The sequence below is a fragment of the Acinetobacter sp. YH12126 genome (assembly GCF_013418745.1).
In the GTDB taxonomy this organism is placed as follows: Bacteria; Pseudomonadota; Gammaproteobacteria; order Pseudomonadales; family Moraxellaceae; genus Acinetobacter; species Acinetobacter amyesii.
The window spans coordinates 44,618-63,273 of record NZ_VPBM01000020.1 but is presented as its reverse complement, the minus strand read 5'-3'; the positions used below and the strand labels follow the sequence as shown (position 1 = coordinate 63,273).

Here is an 18,656-nt window from a genome sequence, read left to right as displayed (position 1 = left end):
AAAAAAATGCCTAAGATCTCATTGATCTTAGGCAAGTGCTGAAAAATGTAAAACCATTGTTTTTCGCATTATTTATCTATTTTTATGCTGTTTTAATTGAAGCCTTGCAACTTAGGATGCTTTCTCATAAATACGACCTGCTTCAGAACGCAAGTTTGAAATGTCCGTGTGTTGAATATTTTTCAGCACAGTACTCGGCTGACCATTTACATCGACAGGCACATCGCCCTCGATAGTGACACGTGAGGCGATACGAAGCGCGTCACCATAGTCATTGATGGCACGGTGCTGCGTTGCACGATTATCCCAAATCGCAACATCACCAACCGCCCAGCGCCAACGCACAATATTTTCCCATTGCACGATTTGCTCTTGAAACAGTTCAAATAAGCGTCGTGACTGTGCCGGACTATATCCACTGAAGCGTTTAAAGAAGTGACCCAACACCAAACTTTTTTCACCTGTTTCAGGATGTACACGCACCAAAGGATGCTCAGTTTCCACTTCTACTGCAGTACGGAATAAATGGCGACCTTCTTCATTGTACTGACCTTTCGGCGCCGCATAGTCATAACTGTTGCTATGCACCGCGCGTAATTGTTCCGCCAACTTTTGCAGCTCAGGACTTAAATCTTCATAAGCTGTCACGGTATTGGCCCAAACCGTATCGCCACCATGTTCAGGTGCAACTACATTTCTTAAAATTGTGGCTTTAGGATAATTGGGCAAAAACGTAATATCGGTATGCCACGAATCTGCGCGCCCACCACGTGAGTCAATTGACAACGTATGTGCTGTACCATCTTTGAGTGGCACACTTGGGTGATTCAACGGATTTCCTAAAAGTCGTGCAAAGGCTTCTTGTTCTAAATCTGTGAGATCTTGCTGTCCACGCACAAATACAACTTTATATTTTAATAGTGCATGATTAAATTCATCGACCACGCTTTTGTCTAAATTTCCAGACAATTGAATGCCAGAAATTTCGGCACCAATACGACCGGTTACAGGTTTTACTTCAATATGCTGATATTGATAGTCTGGATTGTAATGATTCGATTCTAATTGTGACATAGGGCTCTACCTTATTCTTCAAATTATTAAGCAACGATGGTGTTGTTGAAATAAAGTGTGCCGACTTCGTGCCCATGACTCTGTCAATTATTTGACAGTTTTCCCAAGTTAAACTGCTATGGTTGTAATGAAATCTGCTTAACAACATTTGCACATTTCATATCTAAAAATGCAATAAAGAAAAAATAAAAAAGCCATCGGTATCGATGGCTCTGTGTGCGGATTTTATCTGTATATCACAGCGGAATTATAGATAATTCCCTTCACGCTCAGGTTGATAGAGCACTTTAATGATTTTGACTTTCATGGTATGACCATCAGGCTGCGGCCATTCTATTTCCTGCCCTTCAGCCAAACCTAAAATGGCAGCGCCCACTGGAGCCAAAACATTGACTTGACCTTTATCGCCACGAAAATCATGTGGATAGACCAGTGTAATTTCGGTTGCTTCTGTCGCAGGTGCAATGTTAATGAGAACTTTGGCATTCATACTCACCACATTGGCAGGGACATCTTGTGGAGCAACCACTTCAGCGCGCGCCATCTCATCTTCCAAATGCTCCATCGTCGGCGTCAACTTAGACTGATGCTCCAACATGGTTTCTAAGCGATGTAAATCTTGTTCTGAAAGAATAATATTGGGTTTTTTCATATAAAGTTCCTTTGCGACCTTGCCAACAGATCTATAGCGATGGGCAAATTTTTTGTTATCTCTTATTCCGTTATCTCAGAAATATAAATGTTTAGATAACTTTTGAATTTTTCTGATGACATAAAAAAAAAGCCCCCTTGAGGGGGCTTTCTCAAGTCAGACTTATTTTGCGTAAACTGGGAATTTAGCGCAAACAGCAGCAACTTTTTCTTTCACTGTAGCAATCACAGCTTCGTCACCTTTGCTGTCTAGAACGTCAGCGATCCAGCCTGCAAGGTCACGTACTTCAGCTTCACCAAAACCACGTGTTGTTACAGCAGGAGTACCGATACGGATACCAGAAGTCACGAATGGAGAACGTGGATCGTTTGGTACTGAGTTTTTGTTCACAGTAATGTGAGCAGCACCTAACCAAGCATCGGCATCTTTACCAGTAATGTCTTGTTTAATTAAAGATAATAAGAACAAATGGTTCTTAGTACCGCCAGAAACAACATCATAACCACGTTCGATTAGAACTTCAGCCATTGCTTGCGCATTCTTAACAACTTGTTGTTGGTAAGCTTTATATTCAGGCGCCATTGCTTCTTTGAAGCAGATCGCTTTAGCCGCTACAGCGTGAACTAAAGGACCACCTTGATTACCAGGGAATACAGCTGATTGTAATTTTTTCTCGATTTCTTCATTTGCTTTCGCAAGAATTAAACCAGAACGTGGACCACGAAGTGTTTTATGTGTAGTCGTTGTAGTTACGTCAGCAATTTGTACTGGGCTTGGGTAAACACCAGCAGCAACTAGACCAGCTACGTGAGCCATATCTACGAATAAGTAAGCACCAACTTTGTCCGCGATATCTCGGAAACGTTGCCAATCAACAACTTGGCTATACGCAGAGAAACCAGCCACGATCATTTTTGGCTTGTGTTCTTCAGCTAAACGTTCAACTTCTTCATAGTCGATTTCGCCAGTTTCTGGGTTCAAACCGTATTGAATTGCGTTGTAAGTTTTACCAGAGAAACTAACTTTAGCACCGTGAGTCAAGTGACCACCGTGAGCCAAGCTCATACCTAAAACTGTATCGCCTGGGTTAAGTAGCGCAAGGTAAACTGCAGAGTTTGCTTGTGAGCCAGCGTGTGGTTGAACGTTTGCATAATCAGCACCAAACAATTCTTTAGCACGGTCAATGGCCAATTGTTCGATCACGTCTACATACTCGCAACCGCCGTAGTAGCGTTTACCAGGGTAGCCTTCTGCATATTTGTTAGTAAGTTTTGAACCTTGAGCTTCCATTACTGCAGGTGAACAGTAGTTTTCTGAAGCGATTAACTCAATGTGCGCTTCTTGGCGAGCATCTTCATTCGAGATCGCTTGAGCTAATTCAGGGTCAAATTGAGCAATAGAGGTGTTGGCAAACATTAGCGAGGTCCTATTAAATTAGGGCTTTTAAGCCGTGCTAAGATTGGCGCGTATTGTAGCATGAAGTTTTAGAAATGAGAGAGGGAAGTTTGTGCTGTTTTTAAATAAATAATGCCCGTGTTGAATCTGCACGAGCATTATTTAAGTCAAATCAACTTATTGATTTGGCATGAGAGTCTCTACATCTTGCACAAAATTTGCCAGATTATCGGTATAAATACTAATATGATCTGCTGTCGCTTGCTCACGATAGTCAATTGATGTTCCCGGCTTAGCAAGGCTAATCATAAATTTAGTTGCATCTGCTGGAATAGTCTGATCGGCTTTACCTTGATAAATGATGATCGGCGTTTTCACCGCTGTCGTTAAAGGCTGTGAACCTTCACTCATAAAGTTTTGGATTGGCTTTAAAGTTAAGAAATCAGACTGCGTGCGGCCATAGTTATCCAAAGTCGTGTTCTGACTCGCATAACTGAGCATGTCATCTTGAATTAACTTGGTTAACTCGCCTGAACACACTGTTTCAGCCTGAGGTGCAATCGCAGCCAGATGTCCACTAAATACTTTTGAATAATCCACACTGTTTTTATGCCCTTGCATACCCGCAATGATCTGCGCAGTAAAACTGTCTAAAGGTGCATAAATCATACTTTGCACGGTTGCAGGTTTACCTACAGCTAACTTCTCGCCTGCGTCAAGAATGAGCGCAAGATTATTTGCAGGTGCTATGGCAATCGTTCCCTTATAATTTAAGTCAGCACGCGATGCGAATTCAGCTGCACCTAATACGGCTTGACCACCTTGAGAATGTCCGATCGAAAGCCAATCCTTCGACACCGTTTTACCTTGACTGGTTAAGTAACTTCGAGCAGCGACAACGGCATCGGTAATCGAAAAGGCTTCACTTTTTAGATTCAGATAAGGATGGTTTTCACGTCCACTAGGTTCCCCTAATCCTTCATAATCGGGTGCCACAACTACATAACCCTTTGCCAATAACATTTGCAATAAATATTCAGTGCCTTGCAAACCTTGTCGGCTCGGAGCGCATTTATCAGCCACACCGGTCGTTCCATGTGCCCAAGCCACAATTTTCCAACCACCTGCCGGAGCAACTGTTTTTGGGGTAAAGACTAAGGCTGTGGTTTGAACAACTTTGCCATCTACTCCTAGCATTTTATAGGTCATCAATCGGCTGTCTGCACTCACAGCAGGCATATTGTCTTGACTATAGGCTGTTGTAGTTACCACCGGATTTTTGATCTGATTGAGATCAGCATTTGTTTCAGGATTACTAAATTGTTGGTCATTACTATCATTACCGCAGGCTGCTAAAAATAGCATACTGCTGACTAAAACCGTTAAACGCAGCATTTTCATTCCATGATCCTTTTGTTTGTTGTTTTAAAGTCAATTTTTCATTGAATATGAATCATTAAATACATGGAACAAACTTTTGTTCAAGCCTAATTTTTAAGCAACTACTCTTATTTTAATTTATCAAATTAATATAGAACTAAAACTTTGTTTTAGCTCGATATGGATTAACAGCATTCAAATAAATCAGCCACCCCGATCTCAGAAAAATGGCTGAACTTATATTTCTGATCATTGGATACAGATTGGGCTATTTTTCGGAGGTTAAAGCAAAATGTAAAATCAACAAAAATGCTGCACCCCCTGCCAACTACACAAACATATGCACAAAAGTAAAGCCGAAAAACCACCATGCCATTGATCGTAAACATATTCTAGTGCTTAATCCACTTAGCGACATTTTTGGATATCACGATGGACAAAAGCCTTTAAAATAAGTCGATTTAGAAGATGGTTTAGCTTTATCCCGCTGTAAAGGTTTTATTTCGGCAGATGCGATAAAAGCAGATTATTTAAACACTGCGCAGCCATCTTCATAATATTCCTACAAATAATCACAGCATGGGTTTGTCAGTGTGGATGTGATCATGTACATTCATAAACATTATTCAACATGCTGGAACTGGACATGCAAGCCATCATTCTCGACACAGAAACCCATACACTAAATGGACAACCCATCGAGATTGCCTATGCTCCAATTCAGGTGGCAGATGCCAAAATTACCCTAGATAAATCTAAAATTTTTGATCAACTTTATCGTTGTGATGAAGCAATTTCTTTTGCAGCAATGGCTGTACATCATATTTTAGAATCAGATCTTGAAGGTCAGCCCCACTACAGCAGTTTTGAACTCCCATCAGAGACGACATATATCATTGGGCATAATATCGACTACGATATTCGAGCGCTCGAAAAATGCGGTGTAGATGGTTCAAAAATTAAAGCCATTTGTACCCTTGCCCTTGCTCGTCGAGTTTGGCCTGATGCAGAAGCGCATAATATTTCTGCCTTGATATATATGATCACCAAAGGCAGTGAAAAAGCACGTGAAATGATCCGTAAAGCTCACCGCGCAGATATGGATATCATTTTAACTGCCAATATTTTGATGCATATCGTCCATCACTTAAAAATCAATAGCATCGAAGAATTATACGAAGCTTCGGAAGATGCTCGCATTCCACGCAGTATTAATTTTGGTAAACACCGTGGTACCGCAATTGCAGAATTACCTGCGGACTATGTGCAATGGCTATTACGTCAAGATGACTTAGACCCTTATTTGCGTAAAGCTTTAGAAAACTCTGCTGTCATCACTCTATAAATCATTGATTATTTAATATTTTCTTAATATTACTGTCATTATCACTGCATAGGATTGCCTTAATTCTTTTGAGCTATGGAATTAAGGCATGTTCAACTATCAAAAAACTGAGCTGGGTTTTCAAACTTTAAAAGACCGACAGCTCGCATTAAATGCAAGACAACGTCGTCTGCTACTCTTAATTGGTAGTGATGACTTTAACCAAATGCCAGTGCATTATCAGCAGCGGATTGCTGAAGCGACATTGCTCGAGCAACTGATGGATCTTGGGCTGATTCAGCCAATTACAGCACATGATCATCAACGCCTTCAAAACTCCGATTTTTCTGCTTTTAATACACCTAAAATAGCGTCAACAAAGACATCCGATCGCATAGCGCAAGAAAATGTCACACTTGATAAAATTTCAATGCCAACGATGGAAGTTCCTCATACTCATTCACAGCACGAAATAACTGACTCCCTGCCAATGGATGCAATTGGCTTTATACCCCATCAATTTAATCAAGCCATACCTGAAAACATAACATCAAACAACCCTGTATTAGCAGAACAAATCATTGATTTCATCGAACATGATTTTGATGAGTTACAGAATTTTATGTGCAGTTACTTACAGCGTTATTGTGGGCTGATGGCAAAAAAATTAATGCTTAATATTCAACAGGCCACGGACATTGCAGAATTAAAAGCCTGTCAGATGCAATGGATAACCTGTCTAAATGAATCCAATATTCAACCTAAACTCTTACAACATGCATTACAGCAAATTAATTACAGTATAAAAAATCTGCAACAACTGGTTTGACTTAGAGACTTTTCCTCACTTCTCATTCAAAAAACAACTTAATGAGGTGAGTTATTTTTCACACATATCAATATAAGAAATTGAATTTTATTAACTTTATTGATTCACTTATTTCTTTTATGGTTTTAACTACTGTTTTATACGACCTTCCCCTAATGTCAATCAACAGTAAAAAATCGCAAGAATAAAACCGACCTCCTAGCGTTTGAGCATGTCAATGTCACAACAGTTTTGTTTAGAATTTGATTCTTTCGATAATCCTATGCAACTCAGCAAAATTGGCAATTGGGTATTTACCTTCTTAACCTCACAAGACGAATTGCCTAATGTTCAATTGGCCATTACCTATGTCTTGCCACGAAAAATTAGTGATGAATTACAGCCTCGACGTGTGGTCATTCAAAATACAGCCATTGAAACGATTTGGCGTATAGAACAAGTCGAGTGCTTCAACAGCCAAACGAACCAAGAACTCACCTTTACAGCAGCTGAGCCACAAGCTCAATTGGTTTTAAGCAGTATCATTGAAGAATTTGCCCGTTATGATGTCCCGCTTGTATTCAAGCCTCTTTAATTTAAAGCGAATTCCAACTTATTTTTCATAAAGATTTAAGCTGTCTCAATGATTTAACCAAAGTTAGCTAGATAGACATTAAATGAAAAATAATCCATACAGATTAATATTGCTTAATTAGTATACAATATTCCTGCTCAATAATTTTTTGACCATGGATAATAAAAATGAACTTAGCCAATTATTCTAATGATCAGGCACTCATCCTTTTCAACCTATATAGCAGCCTTGAACAATGTCTAGATGCTATTGGACATTTGCACCTTGGACCAAAACTGGTGCTGACCGACCATGATGTATCAAAAGATCATATGATCGTGCAACGCTTTCAAGCTGGTGTTTTAACTCAAGAAATTCAAGTGCGTAAACAAGACGTTGAATTGTCTTCAAGCAATCCGATGACGCGATATCAGTTACTCTCTTATATTTTGAATCAATTTAAAGTAGATCAAACAACTTAAATTTTTAACTCTAAAATAAAAAAAAACTCACCATAAGGTGAGTTTTTCATTCATTCAATTTAAGCTTCTAAAAGCTTGTAAATACTGTCAGATTTTTGACTTTCAAAAAGTAGTTCGATACTGGGTAGGATGATTTCACCAGCAATAATGATATGTTCAATGCGATGAAACAGCCCTCTTGAATCTTCTTCTGAAGGATTACGCACCAAAGCTTGTGCTTCATAAACCTGACTAAATTGGTCCTTTACCTTTATGTCAATTATCTGTGTCATGGTAATGTCTCTACTTGTTTTAATAATTGCATTTTTTATATCACATCTTTACACAACAACTTGCTTTGTAAATGTTAGATTTCATGGCAATGTAAACTTATTTTACTTTAGTAACTATATATCAATAACATAGGTTGACTATTTAATTATTGTTTGACAAAAACACTATATTTTCACATTTTGAAAGACATTAAAAAGCCCGCATTGCTGCGGGCTCTATGTTGGAAGGCTAGTGCTGATTTATTGTCTGCAATATCTTAAGACTAAAATATTACGAAACTCAACGAGCTGTCATTGATCCGTCCAACTTATTGGTAGCGTCGTTTTATGACCTACCGTGATTTAAATATAGCACTTTCAATTCTCTTGCCAAGCCTTGCTAACACTTCAAAACAATTGATCAAATAAAATACAATTGATATTTTTTCAAAATAAGCGATCATAGCTCTGCCCAATGCTTGTGAAAGATTTAAATAAATAGGCCATTAAAAATAAATTCTACACTATCAATCTATAAACATTCTTTTCTCTTACTTTTAATTCTACCTTTGACAACCGTTGCATTAATATCTGACCTGAATTTTAAGTCTTATATTCATTTTTAACAGTCCTTAAAAATACTATTAAGTAAGGTTGCCGTCTCAAATTAAAATCTAAAACAAAAAAAAGCCCCTGTATCACTACAGGGGCTTTTTTGAATTTGGCGGAAGCGGTGAGATTCGAACTCACGGAGGACTCGCGCCCTCGTCGGTTTTCAAGACCGGTGCATTAAACCGCTCTGCCACGCTTCCATGTGCGCCATAATACGGAGGTTTTACTCATCTGACAAGTAAAAATTACAACTAAACCTTTCAAATGAATATTGTTTCGCCAAATCCTTAAAGTTTAGCTGCAAGCTCCGCACCTTCACGTATTGCGCGTTTTGCATCTAACTCTGCTGCTAGTTTTGCACCACCAATAATATGGTAATTGGCAAGGGTTTTCTCACCCTGTTCTGGCATCAAATGCTTTACCGATTCCTGACCTGCACAAACGACAATCGTATCTACACGTAATAATTGATCATGCCCTTCATATTCAACCCAAAGACCTTCATCAGTAATGGCTTTGTATTGAACACCACGCAGCATACGAACCGCATTTTTCTTTAATTGTGCACGATGTACCCAGCCTGATGTTTTGCCTAACCCAGCACCAATTGCAGTTGTTTTACGTTGTAATAAGTAGATTTCACGAACAGGAGGTTCGAGCTCAGCAGCCTGCATACCACCTTCTGTTATGTAGTTTGGATTTGGATCAACACCCCACTCCCGCTGCCAATCCGCTAAAGGCATTGGTTGTGGCTGATGTGGTGGTTTGAGTAAAAATTCAGATACATCAAAACCAATGCCGCCTGCACCAATCACAGCAACTTTATTGCCCACAGCTGCGCCTTTCAGCACTTCTGCATAAGACAAGACATTCGGTGCATCACTACCTTCAATTTTTAAGCTACGAGGAACCACACCTGTTGCAATAACAACTTCCTCAAATCCTTCACGTTCAAGCTGTTCACGGTTTACACGCGTATTTAAACGCAAATCCACACCCGTTTTTTCGATTTGAACTTTAAAGTAGCGAATCGTTTCATGAAATTCTTCTTTGCCGGGAATGACTTTTGCCAAATTAAATTGACCACCTACCTCTGCACCAGCTTCAAATAAAGTTACCTCATGGCCTCGGTTTGCTGCAACCGTTGCAGCAGACATCCCTGCCACGCCACCACCGACGACTGCAATGCGCTTCGGTTTTTTGGTCTTTAAATAAACCAATTCAGTTTCATATGCCGCTCGTGGGTTGACCAAACACGTCGCACGCTGATTTTTAAAAGTATGATCTAAACAGGCTTGGTTACAGGCAATACAGGTATTGATTTCATCGACACGATTGGTCGCCGTTTTATTTACCCAAAATGGATCTGCCAAGAATGGACGCGCCATTTGCACCATATCTGCCTTGCCTGAAGCTAAAATTTCTTCAGCTGTATCTGGCATATTGATACGGTTGGACGCAATGACAGGGATCGCAACATGTTTTTTGACTTCAGCGGTATAGTCCACAAACGCTGCGCGAGGCACTGAGGTCACAATTGTCGGAATACGTGCTTCATGCCAGCCAATCCCCGTGTTCAGCAACGTCACACCTGCTGCTTCCAATGCTTTAGCAACAGTAATGACTTCTGCCATGGTGTTCCCATCATGAACCAAATCGAGCAATGACAAACGGAAGCAAATAATAAATTTCTCACCCACTTCAGCACGTATCGATTTCACAATATCAACCGCAAGGCGCATACGATTTTCAATTTCACCGCCCCAACGGTCTGTCCGTTGGTTGACATGACGGCTTAAAAACTGATTCAGCAAGTAGCCTTCTGAACCCATGATTTCAACACCATCATAGCCGGCCTTATGTGCAAGGCTTGCCGTTTTGACATAATCATCAATGGTTGAAAGAATTTGTTTGTCCGTTAATTGACGTGGTTTAAAAGGTGAAATCGGAGATTTAATCGGACTTGCTGACACTGCAAAAGGCTGATAGCCATAACGCCCAGCATGCAAGATTTGCATTAAAATTTTGGCACCATGTTTATGTACTGCATGGGTCACCAAGCGATGTGGAGCAATATCACCTAAAGTATTCATGGTACCGCCAGCAGGTAACAGCCAACCTTGACGGTTTGGCGAAATACCGCCTGTAATAATCAGGCCGACACCACCTTTCGCACGCTCACCAAAATAAGCCGCAAGCTTAGGATAATTATAAAAACGATCTTCCAGCCCACTATGCATGGACCCCATCACGACACGGTTTTTAATCGTGGTAAAACCCAAATGTAAAGGCTTTAAAATATTTGCATAGCTAGTCGTTGTCATGCTGAATCCTTATTTTGGCTTTGCAACTTGTTGCATAACACTTTAGCGGTTTTTTTATATTTTGGGATGACAATTTAGAAAATATTCTTCGTATTTATAGTCAATACCTCCTAATATATAAATCCTCGAACCATAAAAAAAAGCCGTGATATATCACATCACGGCGTGTTGTTTTATAAAGCATTATTTCCAATGTTTCAGCTTACTGGTTTGTCCAATCCCGACATTAAAGCTATTGGTTGGATCCAGTTTTTGATAATGATTTTTTAATGCAGGCTTGGCCACATACAAATGCCCAACATTGTGTTCCGCAGGATATTCAGCGCCACGATCATCGAGTAAATGCCACATTGCATGTTCCATTGCCAAAGGGTCTACACCTTTTTTCACAATATAATCTTGATGAAAAACATGACAAAGAAAATGTCCATAATAGAGTTTATGGATAATTTGCTCATCCATGGCTTTCGGCAAAGTTTCCACCCATTCACGATCATTGCGACGTAATGCAATATCCAATGCAACAATGTCTTCCACTTCAGAACGATGCGTATCACGATATCGAATGGCAGCACCCGCCACCGCAAAGCGATGTAAAAATGCCTTACGACCTTCTTCATCCGTACATTTAAAATAATTGCCTGAGGTTTTATCTAAAAAATACGTTTTCAAATACGCATTAACTTGATCAACATCCTGATTTTCAATACGAATCATCAAATGATGTTCATATAAATCACGAAATTCATTCATACGTTTTGGCAGATGATTCGGCATAAATTTAGTGACGAGTTGTAAAACTTTATCCGATAAACCTTGCAAACCCAGTTTTTCTAAATAGCCATCGACTTTATCTTTCATGGAAAAAGCAGCAGGAACTTTTGCGGTGCCGAATTTTTCAATAAATACAAAAGAATCTTTACCGTATTCAGCCCCAATATCGTATGCCACACGATGAATGTACTCACCTGCAATCGGGAGGCGTGCAAGATCTTTTAATAGAAAACGACGAATTTCGGTTAAATCATCTTGTGAATTGGTCCCTACATAAAACACCTGACTAGGGATTTTTTCAAAGGTATCTAAACGTACTGCAAAGACGCAGACCTTACCTGCTGAACCCGATGCTTCAAATAAACGGCTTGGATCGGCATTAAAACGTGCAGGCGTATTTTCATCAACCTGCTTTACGTCATGTGAATAGCGTTGATCTGACGCACAGCAGCTTGAATTATTCACAATATCATTGATTTGATAGTTTTTATTTTCTAGCGCTGTGAGGATTTCTTCAGGCGTATTGCCAAGATGTACACCTAGATGATTGACCAACTCTAACTCACCTGACTCATTCACTTGTGCATACAGTGCAAGCTCTGTATAGGCAGGACCGCGGCGTACCAAAGCACCCCCTGAGTTATTGCACACGCCGCCCAAAACCGATGCCCCAATACATGAAGAACCAATCACCGAATGTGGTTCACGATTAAATGGCACCAAATCTTTTTCAAGTTTGTCTAATGTCGCACCCGGTAGACAAATCACTTGCTTACCTTCATTAATCACTTGGATGCCAACCAAACGACGTGTACTTATCAGCACCACAGGACGGTCATAGTCATCACCAAAAGGCGTTGAACCACCTGTCAGACCTGTATTAGCGGCTTGCATAATCACAATACAATTTGCATCCACAGCCGCTTGCAGCACTTGCCATTGCTCAAGCAAAGAGCCCGGTGTAACCACAGCCAATACTTTTCCTGCACCGTAACGGCGACCTTGGCGGTATAAACGTGTGTCTTTATCTTCAGTTAAAACGTGTTGCTTACCTACGATGTTGATAAAGTTTTGAATGGTTTGTGATGATTGAGTTTGCATGCTCGTAGAATTTTCCATTTTCAATTTTCAATTTTTTCTCTCCTCGCTAAAGAGGAATTGCATTGTTGTGCAATGAAAAAATATTGATTTAAATAATTTAAACAACGTAGGTTTATTTGCACATATCAAAAGTTTTTAGTCATTGTTATTAAAATCTATAATGAATATCCCTTCTCCCTTTGGGATGAGTAGCAATGCTACGCAAGAGGGTTAGGAGAATTATTCAATAAATAACTCTCCCTAACCCTCTCCTTCAAGGAGAGGGAACTTTCATTGTTAATTTTTTTGATGACGAATAACTTTCCCAAGAGATCTATTCAAAAAATCACCCAGCCAACTCTTTCTCTAACTTCACCAAACAATCAGATGTAATATCCGCAATGGTTTTTGCACCAGTTAAGGTCATCGCAACACGCATTTCTTTATCAATCAGTTCTAGAAGATTGGAAACACCCTCACCACCTGCTGCACCGAGTGCATAAACAAATGCGCGACCGAGCATACAGGTATCTGCACCCAAAGCCAGCATACGCACCACATCTAAACCATTTCGAATACCTGAGTCAGCAAGAATTTTAATATCGCCTTTTACTGCATCTGCAATTGGCGGTAATGCACGCGCTGATGATAAAACCCCATCGAGCTGACGGCCACCATGGTTTGACACCACAATGCCATCTGCACCAAAACGCACTGCATCTTTGGCATCTTCAGGGTCAAGTATGCCTTTAATGACCATCGGGCCATCCCAAAATTCACGAATCCACTCAAGGTCTTTCCATGAAATTGATGGGTCAAAGTTATTGCCCAACCAGCCGATATAATCTTCCAAACCTGTTGGTTTGCCCAAGTATTTAGAAATATTCCCTAAGTCATGCGGACGACCTAATAAACCCACATTCCACGCCCAGTGTGGGTGGAAACACGACTGCATATAACGGCGCATGGCAGCATTTGGGCCGCTCATCCCCGAGTGTGCATCACGGTAACGTGCGCCCGGAACAGGCATATCCACGGTAAACACCAGAGTTGAACAGCCTGCTGCTTTGGCACGTTCTAAGGCATTTTTCATAAAGCCACGGTCACGTAGCACATATAACTGAAACCACATGGGACGCTGAATCGCTGGCGCCACTTCTTCAATTGGACAAACTGAAACGGTAGACAGCGTAAATGGAATGCCCTTTTTATCTGCGGCAACGGCTGCTTGAACTTCACCACGACGTGCATACATCCCTGTTAAACCCACAGGTGATAGAGCCACAGGCATCGATAAGGTTTCATTAAACAGTTGGGTTTCTAGACTCAGCTGTGACATGTCATTCAGCACACGTTGACGCAACGCTATTTTTGATAAATCTTCTACATTACGCTTTAAGGTATATTCGGCATACGCCCCGCCATCGATGTAATGAAATAAAAATGGCGGTAAACGACGACGTGCCGCTTCACGGTAGTCATTGGCAGAAGAAATAATCATGCTTATATCCTGTTTAATCGACTGGCACGCTGACGTCGAGCTTCTTCTTCATCAATCATACGCACCTGTTGTACTACAAACTCAATGTGTCCACAGACTGCTTTACGTGCAGCTTCAGGATCACGACGTTCAATTGCATTCATGACTTGAAAATGCTGATCATGCAATTGATCAAATCGGTGTGCTTCGCTATAAACTTTTCGACGACCTAAAACGACATTAAATTGCAACAGATCAAATAGACCACGCATCATCTGAATCAACACTAAATTGTGTGAAGCTTCAGCAATTGCTAAATGAAATTTGGCATCTGCACGCGCTGCTTCATCGTCATTGCCTAAGGCCTGAAAATGATTGATCTGATCATAATAATGTCGGATATGTGCCAAGTCCTCTGCTGTAGCACGTTGTGCCGCATACCAAGCAGTACCACCTTCCAAAATAATGCGCGCCTCTTGCACATCAAAACGGTAGGCAGGGTCTTCACTAATCAAACTGCTAATGGGCTGCACAATTTGATAACTCGACCATGTCGCTGGTAATTGCTTTAAAAAAGTCCCCGCACCGACTTTACTGACCAACACGCCCATGCTGGTCAATTGAGAAATCGCTTCGCGTAAAGAAGTGCGTGAGACGCCAAGTTGTTCACACAGTTTCCGTTCAGCAGGCAGACGATCTCCAACTTGCATATTGCTTTCTTCAATCAATACACGAAGACTTTGAACAGTTTTATCAGAGACTTTCATCTGCTTTCCTTAACGTTGTTACACAATGCGTGTTATGGAATCATCCAAGGGAACACATAAGCTTGTAGGGTGATTAAAATCCCCATCATGATTGTGAACGTTATACTGTGTTTTACGGTAAAACGGAATAAATCAGACTCTTTACCTACTAAGCCAACTGCCGCACATGCAATTGCAATGGATTGGGGTGAAATCATTTTTCCAGTCACACCACCACTGGTATTGGCAGCAACGAGTAATACTTCTGGCACACCAATTTGCTGTGCAGTAGTTGCCTGTAATGCAGCAAATAGCGCATTGGCTGACGTATCTGAACCCGTAAGGAAGACACCAAGCCATCCTAAAAATGGTGAGAAGAAGGTAAAGGCTTGACCTGTATGCGCAAGTGCCAATGCCAATGTTGCCGACATCCCTGAATAGTTGGCTATAAATGCAAAAGCCAAGACCATCCCAATCGAATAAATTGGAATTTTTAATTCATTAATGGTTTCACCAAAGGTCACTATCGCGTCTTTCGGCTTCATTTTTAAGAAAATAATGGTAATGATCGCAGCAATGACAATTGCCGTACCTGTTGCCGAAAACCAATCAAATTTATAGATGGCATCGTAGTCCTTCATTTCAGGTACGACAGGTGGCATCTTTTGAACCAATTGATGTAAAAATGGCACTTTGATCGAAATAACCATGTCATGCAGCGCGCCATCTTTGGTAAATAAATCCTTAAACGGTTTAATACTCCAGATCGTAACCATCACCGTTAAGATCGCAAATGGCGACCACGCTTTTGCAATTTGACCTAAGCTATATTTTTGCTGTTTTTGTGCAGCAACATCTTCACTCATCGTCGCATCTTGATCTGCAAAGCGGAAAATATGTTTAGGCTGCCAATATTTAAATAAAATCGTTAATGACACTAAAGAGGCAATCGCCGCGGTAATATCGGGTAATTCAGGACCGACAAAGTTCGAGGTTAGGTACTGTGCAATCGCAAAGCTACTCGCGCCAACCACAACTGCAGGCCAAGTTTCCTTCACACCGCGCCAGCCATCCATAATCGCCATAATCCAAAACAGTACAATCGGCACCATAAATGGCAGCTGTCGACCAACCATCTGACTGATTTCCATCGTATCAACACCAGACACTTGCCCAGCAACGATAATTGGAATACCCATCGCACCAAAAGCCACTGGCGCAGTATTGACGATCAGACAAAGACCTGCCGCATATAAAGGCTTAAAGCCTAAACCTACCAATAGTGCTGCAGTAATCGCCACAGGGGCACCAAAGCCCGCCGCACCTTCGAGGAAAGTACCGAAAGCAAAGCCAACTAACAGCATCTGTAATCGTTGATCTTCAGTAATGGAAAGAATCGAAGAACGGATGATGTCAAACTGCCCTGTTTTGACTGAAATTTTATACAGGAACACCGCACCAATAATGATCCATGCAATCGGCCATAAACCATAGAAGAAACCGTAGACCATCGAAGCCAATGCCATAAGCGCAGGCATGTCATAGGCAAATAAAGACACCAAAAGTGCCAGTACAACGGTGATCGTACCTGCCACACTGCCTTTTAAACGAAATACAGCAAGCGCCAAGAAAAAAAAGATAATCGGAATGAGCGCAATTAAACTTGATATCCATATATTCCCCATTGGGTCATATATTTGCTGCCATTGAAGCATTGTCATCTCCTTGAAATGCTTACTAAGATTTAATTATTGAGCAATATCAGCATGTGGTCTTTTCATATTGGTATTACCAATATAAATATTAAAGACATAAAAACTCATACTATTGCTGAAATACTCCGCAATTTTTAATTATTTCTACTCAACCATTCAAGCTTTTCTTATTTTTGGTATGACCAATATTCAATGCGAAAACATTATTTTCCAGTTTAAATTTTTAACAATCCTTTTTTAAATATATGTTTTATATTTATTATTTATGAATAAACTTTATAAAATATACTTTAGTCTAATAACCAAGCTTTGTTTGACTTCAGTCTCATTTCAACGAAAAGGATAAAAACCAAATAAACTCAATATTGGTATTACCATTTATTTAAATCAAATAGATTTATTTATATTTGCATCCTATTCCATTCAGAAAATGCCTTTTCCGCCCGCAAAAACTGGATGAAGTATTCATCAATAGATTTCAACGATCATTTTTTTCTACCTCATCGCTTGTATCTCATGATTTTTTAGAAAAACCGTGCAGAAAAGTGCTACAATCGCGCACATATATGTATTCTTTCAGGCCACCCATTCTCGGTGCCTATATTTATATCGTTAGGATTAACAATGACTGATAATGCAACTATCTTGCAGAATGTCCCAGTTGGCAAAAAAGTTGGTATTGCCTTCTCTGGTGGTCTAGATACTTCAGCTGCGCTTTTGTGGATGAAACAAAAAGGTGCGGAACCTTATGCTTACACAGCAAACTTAGGTCAACCTGATGAAGACGACTACGATGCGATTCCAAAAAAAGCGGAAGCGTATGGCGCAGTTAAAGCTCGCTTAGTTGATTGTCGTTTACAACTTGCTTTAGAAGGTATTGCGGCTATTCAATGTGGCGCTTTCCACATTTCAACTGGTGGTATGCCTTATTTCAACACGACTCCTCTTGGTCGTGCAGTTACAGGTACGATGCTTGTAACCGCAATGAAAGAAGATGACGTAAACATCTGGGGTGACGGTTCGACTTATAAAGGTAACGACATTGAACGTTTCTATCGTTATGGTCTGTTGACTAACCCAGCACTTAAAATTTACAAACCTTGGTTAGACCAAACTTTCATTGACGAGCTAGGCGGCCGTGCAGAAATGTCACAGTTCCTGATCGACAATGGTTTTGACTACAAAATGTCAAAAGAGAAAGCGTACTCAACTGACTCAAACATGTTAGGTGCGACTCACGAAGCAAAAGATCTTGAATACCTTAATGCGGGTATCAAAATCGTAGACCCAATCATGGGCGTTGCGTTCTGGAAAGATGACGTAGAAGTTAAAGCTGAAGAAGTTTCTGTAACTTTCGAAGAAGGCTTCCCTGTTGCATTAAACGGCAAACGCATCGAAAACCCAGTTGAGTTCATTCTTGAAGCTAACCGTATCGGTGGTCGTCATGGTCTAGGTATGTCTGACCAAATCGAAAACCGTATCATCGAAGCAAAATCTCGTGGTATCTACGAAGCTCCGGGTATGGCACTTCTTCATATTGCTTATGAACGTTTAGTGACTGGTATCCACAACGAAGACACCATCGAACAATACCGTATTAACGGTCTGCGTTTAGGTCGTCTTCTTTACCAAGGTCGTTGGTTCGATTCTCAATCATTAATGCTTCGTGAAACTGCGCAGCGTTGGGTTGCTAAAGCAATCACTGGTACTGTGACTTTAGAACTTCGTCGTGGTAATGACTACACTATTCTAAACACTGAATCTCCTAACCTCACTTATGAAGCTGAGCGTTTAACTATGGAGAAAGGTGACTCTATGTTTAGTCCTGCTGACCGTATCGGTCAATTGACTATGCGTAACCTCGATATCACAGATACTCGCGCTAAATTAGGCATCTACACAAACTCTGGCTTACTTGCAGTAGGTACAGGTTCTGCAGTGCCTCAATTAAAAGACAAAAACAAATAAGATTTGTTGAGTCAAAA

15 protein-coding genes and 1 tRNA gene are annotated in these 18,656 nt (G+C 40.5%); 5 read left to right on the top strand and 11 right to left on the bottom strand.

Going from position 1 to position 18,656, the window contains the following annotated elements; all coding sequences use genetic code 11:
* Positions 1 to 111: 111 nt before the first annotated feature.
* The 4 genes from FTU62_RS13940 to FTU62_RS13925 form a co-directional block, all read right to left on the bottom strand.
* Positions 112 to 1,074 carry a TauD/TfdA family dioxygenase gene (locus tag FTU62_RS13940; protein WP_180102982.1) on the bottom strand — a complete coding sequence of 321 codons (963 nt, stop codon included), beginning with the start codon at positions 1,072 to 1,074 and terminating at the stop codon, positions 112 to 114.
* A gap of 247 nt (positions 1,075 to 1,321) precedes the next feature.
* On the bottom strand, positions 1,322 to 1,726 hold the full coding sequence (rnk, locus tag FTU62_RS13935) for a nucleoside diphosphate kinase regulator (RefSeq protein WP_078192900.1): 405 nt from the start codon (positions 1,724 to 1,726) through the stop codon (positions 1,322 to 1,324).
* Between the two features lie 162 nt (positions 1,727 to 1,888).
* Complete coding sequence (glyA, locus tag FTU62_RS13930; protein ID WP_180035998.1) at positions 1,889 to 3,142, bottom strand: serine hydroxymethyltransferase; 1,254 nt, start codon at positions 3,140 to 3,142, stop codon at positions 1,889 to 1,891.
* A 156-nt stretch (positions 3,143 to 3,298) separates the two neighbouring features.
* Positions 3,299 to 4,522 carry an alpha/beta fold hydrolase gene (locus FTU62_RS13925; RefSeq protein WP_180102981.1) on the bottom strand — a complete coding sequence of 408 codons (1,224 nt, stop codon included), beginning with the start codon at positions 4,520 to 4,522 and terminating at the stop codon, positions 3,299 to 3,301.
* Between the two features lie 625 nt (positions 4,523 to 5,147).
* On the opposite strand from FTU62_RS13925, the gene FTU62_RS13920 reads away from it, so the two are divergent.
* The 4 genes from FTU62_RS13920 to FTU62_RS13905 all read left to right on the top strand — a co-directional run bounded on the left by FTU62_RS13920 (position 5,148) and on the right by FTU62_RS13905 (position 7,689).
* A complete protein-coding gene (locus FTU62_RS13920) occupies positions 5,148 to 5,846 on the top strand; it encodes a 3'-5' exonuclease (RefSeq protein WP_168379387.1) in 699 nt (232 codons plus the stop codon).
* Between the two features lie 88 nt (positions 5,847 to 5,934).
* Positions 5,935 to 6,654: a hypothetical protein gene (locus FTU62_RS13915; RefSeq protein ID WP_180102980.1), complete on the top strand. Its 720-nt coding sequence runs from the start codon at positions 5,935 to 5,937 to the stop codon at positions 6,652 to 6,654.
* Positions 6,655 to 6,871: 217 nt separating this feature from the next.
* Positions 6,872 to 7,228 (top strand): hypothetical protein, encoded by a 357-nt coding sequence (locus tag FTU62_RS13910; protein ID WP_180102979.1) that lies wholly within the window; start codon positions 6,872 to 6,874, stop codon positions 7,226 to 7,228.
* A 167-nt stretch (positions 7,229 to 7,395) separates the two neighbouring features.
* Complete coding sequence (locus FTU62_RS13905; RefSeq protein WP_078192906.1) at positions 7,396 to 7,689, top strand: hypothetical protein; 294 nt, start codon at positions 7,396 to 7,398, stop codon at positions 7,687 to 7,689.
* 59 nt (positions 7,690 to 7,748) lie between these two features.
* Here the strand turns inward: FTU62_RS13905 and FTU62_RS13900 are convergent, their stop codons facing one another.
* The 7 genes from FTU62_RS13900 to lldP form a co-directional block, all read right to left on the bottom strand.
* On the bottom strand, positions 7,749 to 7,961 hold the full coding sequence (locus FTU62_RS13900; protein WP_180102978.1) for a hypothetical protein: 213 nt from the start codon (positions 7,959 to 7,961) through the stop codon (positions 7,749 to 7,751).
* A gap of 701 nt (positions 7,962 to 8,662) precedes the next feature.
* Positions 8,663 to 8,752 (bottom strand) — tRNA-Ser (locus FTU62_RS13895).
* A gap of 87 nt (positions 8,753 to 8,839) precedes the next feature.
* Positions 8,840 to 10,876 (bottom strand): NADPH-dependent 2,4-dienoyl-CoA reductase, encoded by a 2,037-nt coding sequence (locus tag FTU62_RS13890; protein WP_180102977.1) that lies wholly within the window; start codon positions 10,874 to 10,876, stop codon positions 8,840 to 8,842.
* A 183-nt stretch (positions 10,877 to 11,059) separates the two neighbouring features.
* The gene (dld, locus tag FTU62_RS13885) at positions 11,060 to 12,751 is read right to left on the bottom strand and encodes a D-lactate dehydrogenase (protein WP_180102998.1); all 1,692 of its coding nucleotides are present in this window, start codon (positions 12,749 to 12,751) and stop codon (positions 11,060 to 11,062) included.
* A gap of 325 nt (positions 12,752 to 13,076) precedes the next feature.
* On the bottom strand, positions 13,077 to 14,231 hold the full coding sequence (gene lldD / locus FTU62_RS13880) for an FMN-dependent L-lactate dehydrogenase LldD (RefSeq protein ID WP_078192909.1): 1,155 nt from the start codon (positions 14,229 to 14,231) through the stop codon (positions 13,077 to 13,079).
* Between the two features lie 2 nt (positions 14,232 to 14,233).
* A complete protein-coding gene (gene lldR, locus FTU62_RS13875) occupies positions 14,234 to 14,977 on the bottom strand; it encodes a transcriptional regulator LldR (protein ID WP_078189144.1) in 744 nt (247 codons plus the stop codon).
* A 32-nt stretch (positions 14,978 to 15,009) separates the two neighbouring features.
* Entirely contained in the window at positions 15,010 to 16,677 is a 1,668-nt protein-coding gene (lldP, locus tag FTU62_RS13870; RefSeq protein WP_180085832.1) for an L-lactate permease, read from the bottom strand.
* A 618-nt stretch (positions 16,678 to 17,295) separates the two neighbouring features.
* Between lldP and argG the strand changes: the two genes are divergently transcribed.
* The gene (argG, locus tag FTU62_RS13865; RefSeq protein WP_078192912.1) at positions 17,296 to 18,639 is read left to right on the top strand and encodes an argininosuccinate synthase; all 1,344 of its coding nucleotides are present in this window, start codon (positions 17,296 to 17,298) and stop codon (positions 18,637 to 18,639) included.
* Positions 18,640 to 18,656 lie beyond the last annotated feature (17 nt).

What these genes read in the sequence shown, in the direction of transcription:
- FTU62_RS13940 (WP_180102982.1), bottom strand. Translation starts at nt 1,074, where the DNA reads ATGTCACAATTAGAATCGAATCATTACAATCCAGACTATCAATATCAG.
- rnk (WP_078192900.1), bottom strand. Translation starts at nt 1,726, where the DNA reads ATGAAAAAACCCAATATTATTCTTTCAGAACAAGATTTACATCGCTTA.
- glyA (WP_180035998.1), bottom strand. Translation starts at nt 3,142, where the DNA reads ATGTTTGCCAACACCTCTATTGCTCAATTTGACCCTGAATTAGCTCAA.
- FTU62_RS13925 (WP_180102981.1), bottom strand. Translation starts at nt 4,522, where the DNA reads ATGAAAATGCTGCGTTTAACGGTTTTAGTCAGCAGTATGCTATTTTTA.
- FTU62_RS13920 (WP_168379387.1), top strand. Translation starts at nt 5,148, where the DNA reads ATGCAAGCCATCATTCTCGACACAGAAACCCATACACTAAATGGACAA.
- FTU62_RS13915 (WP_180102980.1), top strand. Translation starts at nt 5,935, where the DNA reads ATGTTCAACTATCAAAAAACTGAGCTGGGTTTTCAAACTTTAAAAGAC.
- FTU62_RS13910 (WP_180102979.1), top strand. Translation starts at nt 6,872, where the DNA reads ATGTCACAACAGTTTTGTTTAGAATTTGATTCTTTCGATAATCCTATG.
- FTU62_RS13905 (WP_078192906.1), top strand. Translation starts at nt 7,396, where the DNA reads ATGAACTTAGCCAATTATTCTAATGATCAGGCACTCATCCTTTTCAAC.
- FTU62_RS13900 (WP_180102978.1), bottom strand. Translation starts at nt 7,961, where the DNA reads ATGACACAGATAATTGACATAAAGGTAAAGGACCAATTTAGTCAGGTT.
- FTU62_RS13890 (WP_180102977.1), bottom strand. Translation starts at nt 10,876, where the DNA reads ATGACAACGACTAGCTATGCAAATATTTTAAAGCCTTTACATTTGGGT.
- dld (WP_180102998.1), bottom strand. Translation starts at nt 12,751, where the DNA reads ATGCAAACTCAATCATCACAAACCATTCAAAACTTTATCAACATCGTA.
- lldD (WP_078192909.1), bottom strand. Translation starts at nt 14,231, where the DNA reads ATGATTATTTCTTCTGCCAATGACTACCGTGAAGCGGCACGTCGTCGT.
- lldR (WP_078189144.1), bottom strand. Translation starts at nt 14,977, where the DNA reads ATGAAAGTCTCTGATAAAACTGTTCAAAGTCTTCGTGTATTGATTGAA.
- lldP (WP_180085832.1), bottom strand. Translation starts at nt 16,677, where the DNA reads ATGACAATGCTTCAATGGCAGCAAATATATGACCCAATGGGGAATATA.
- argG (WP_078192912.1), top strand. Translation starts at nt 17,296, where the DNA reads ATGACTGATAATGCAACTATCTTGCAGAATGTCCCAGTTGGCAAAAAA.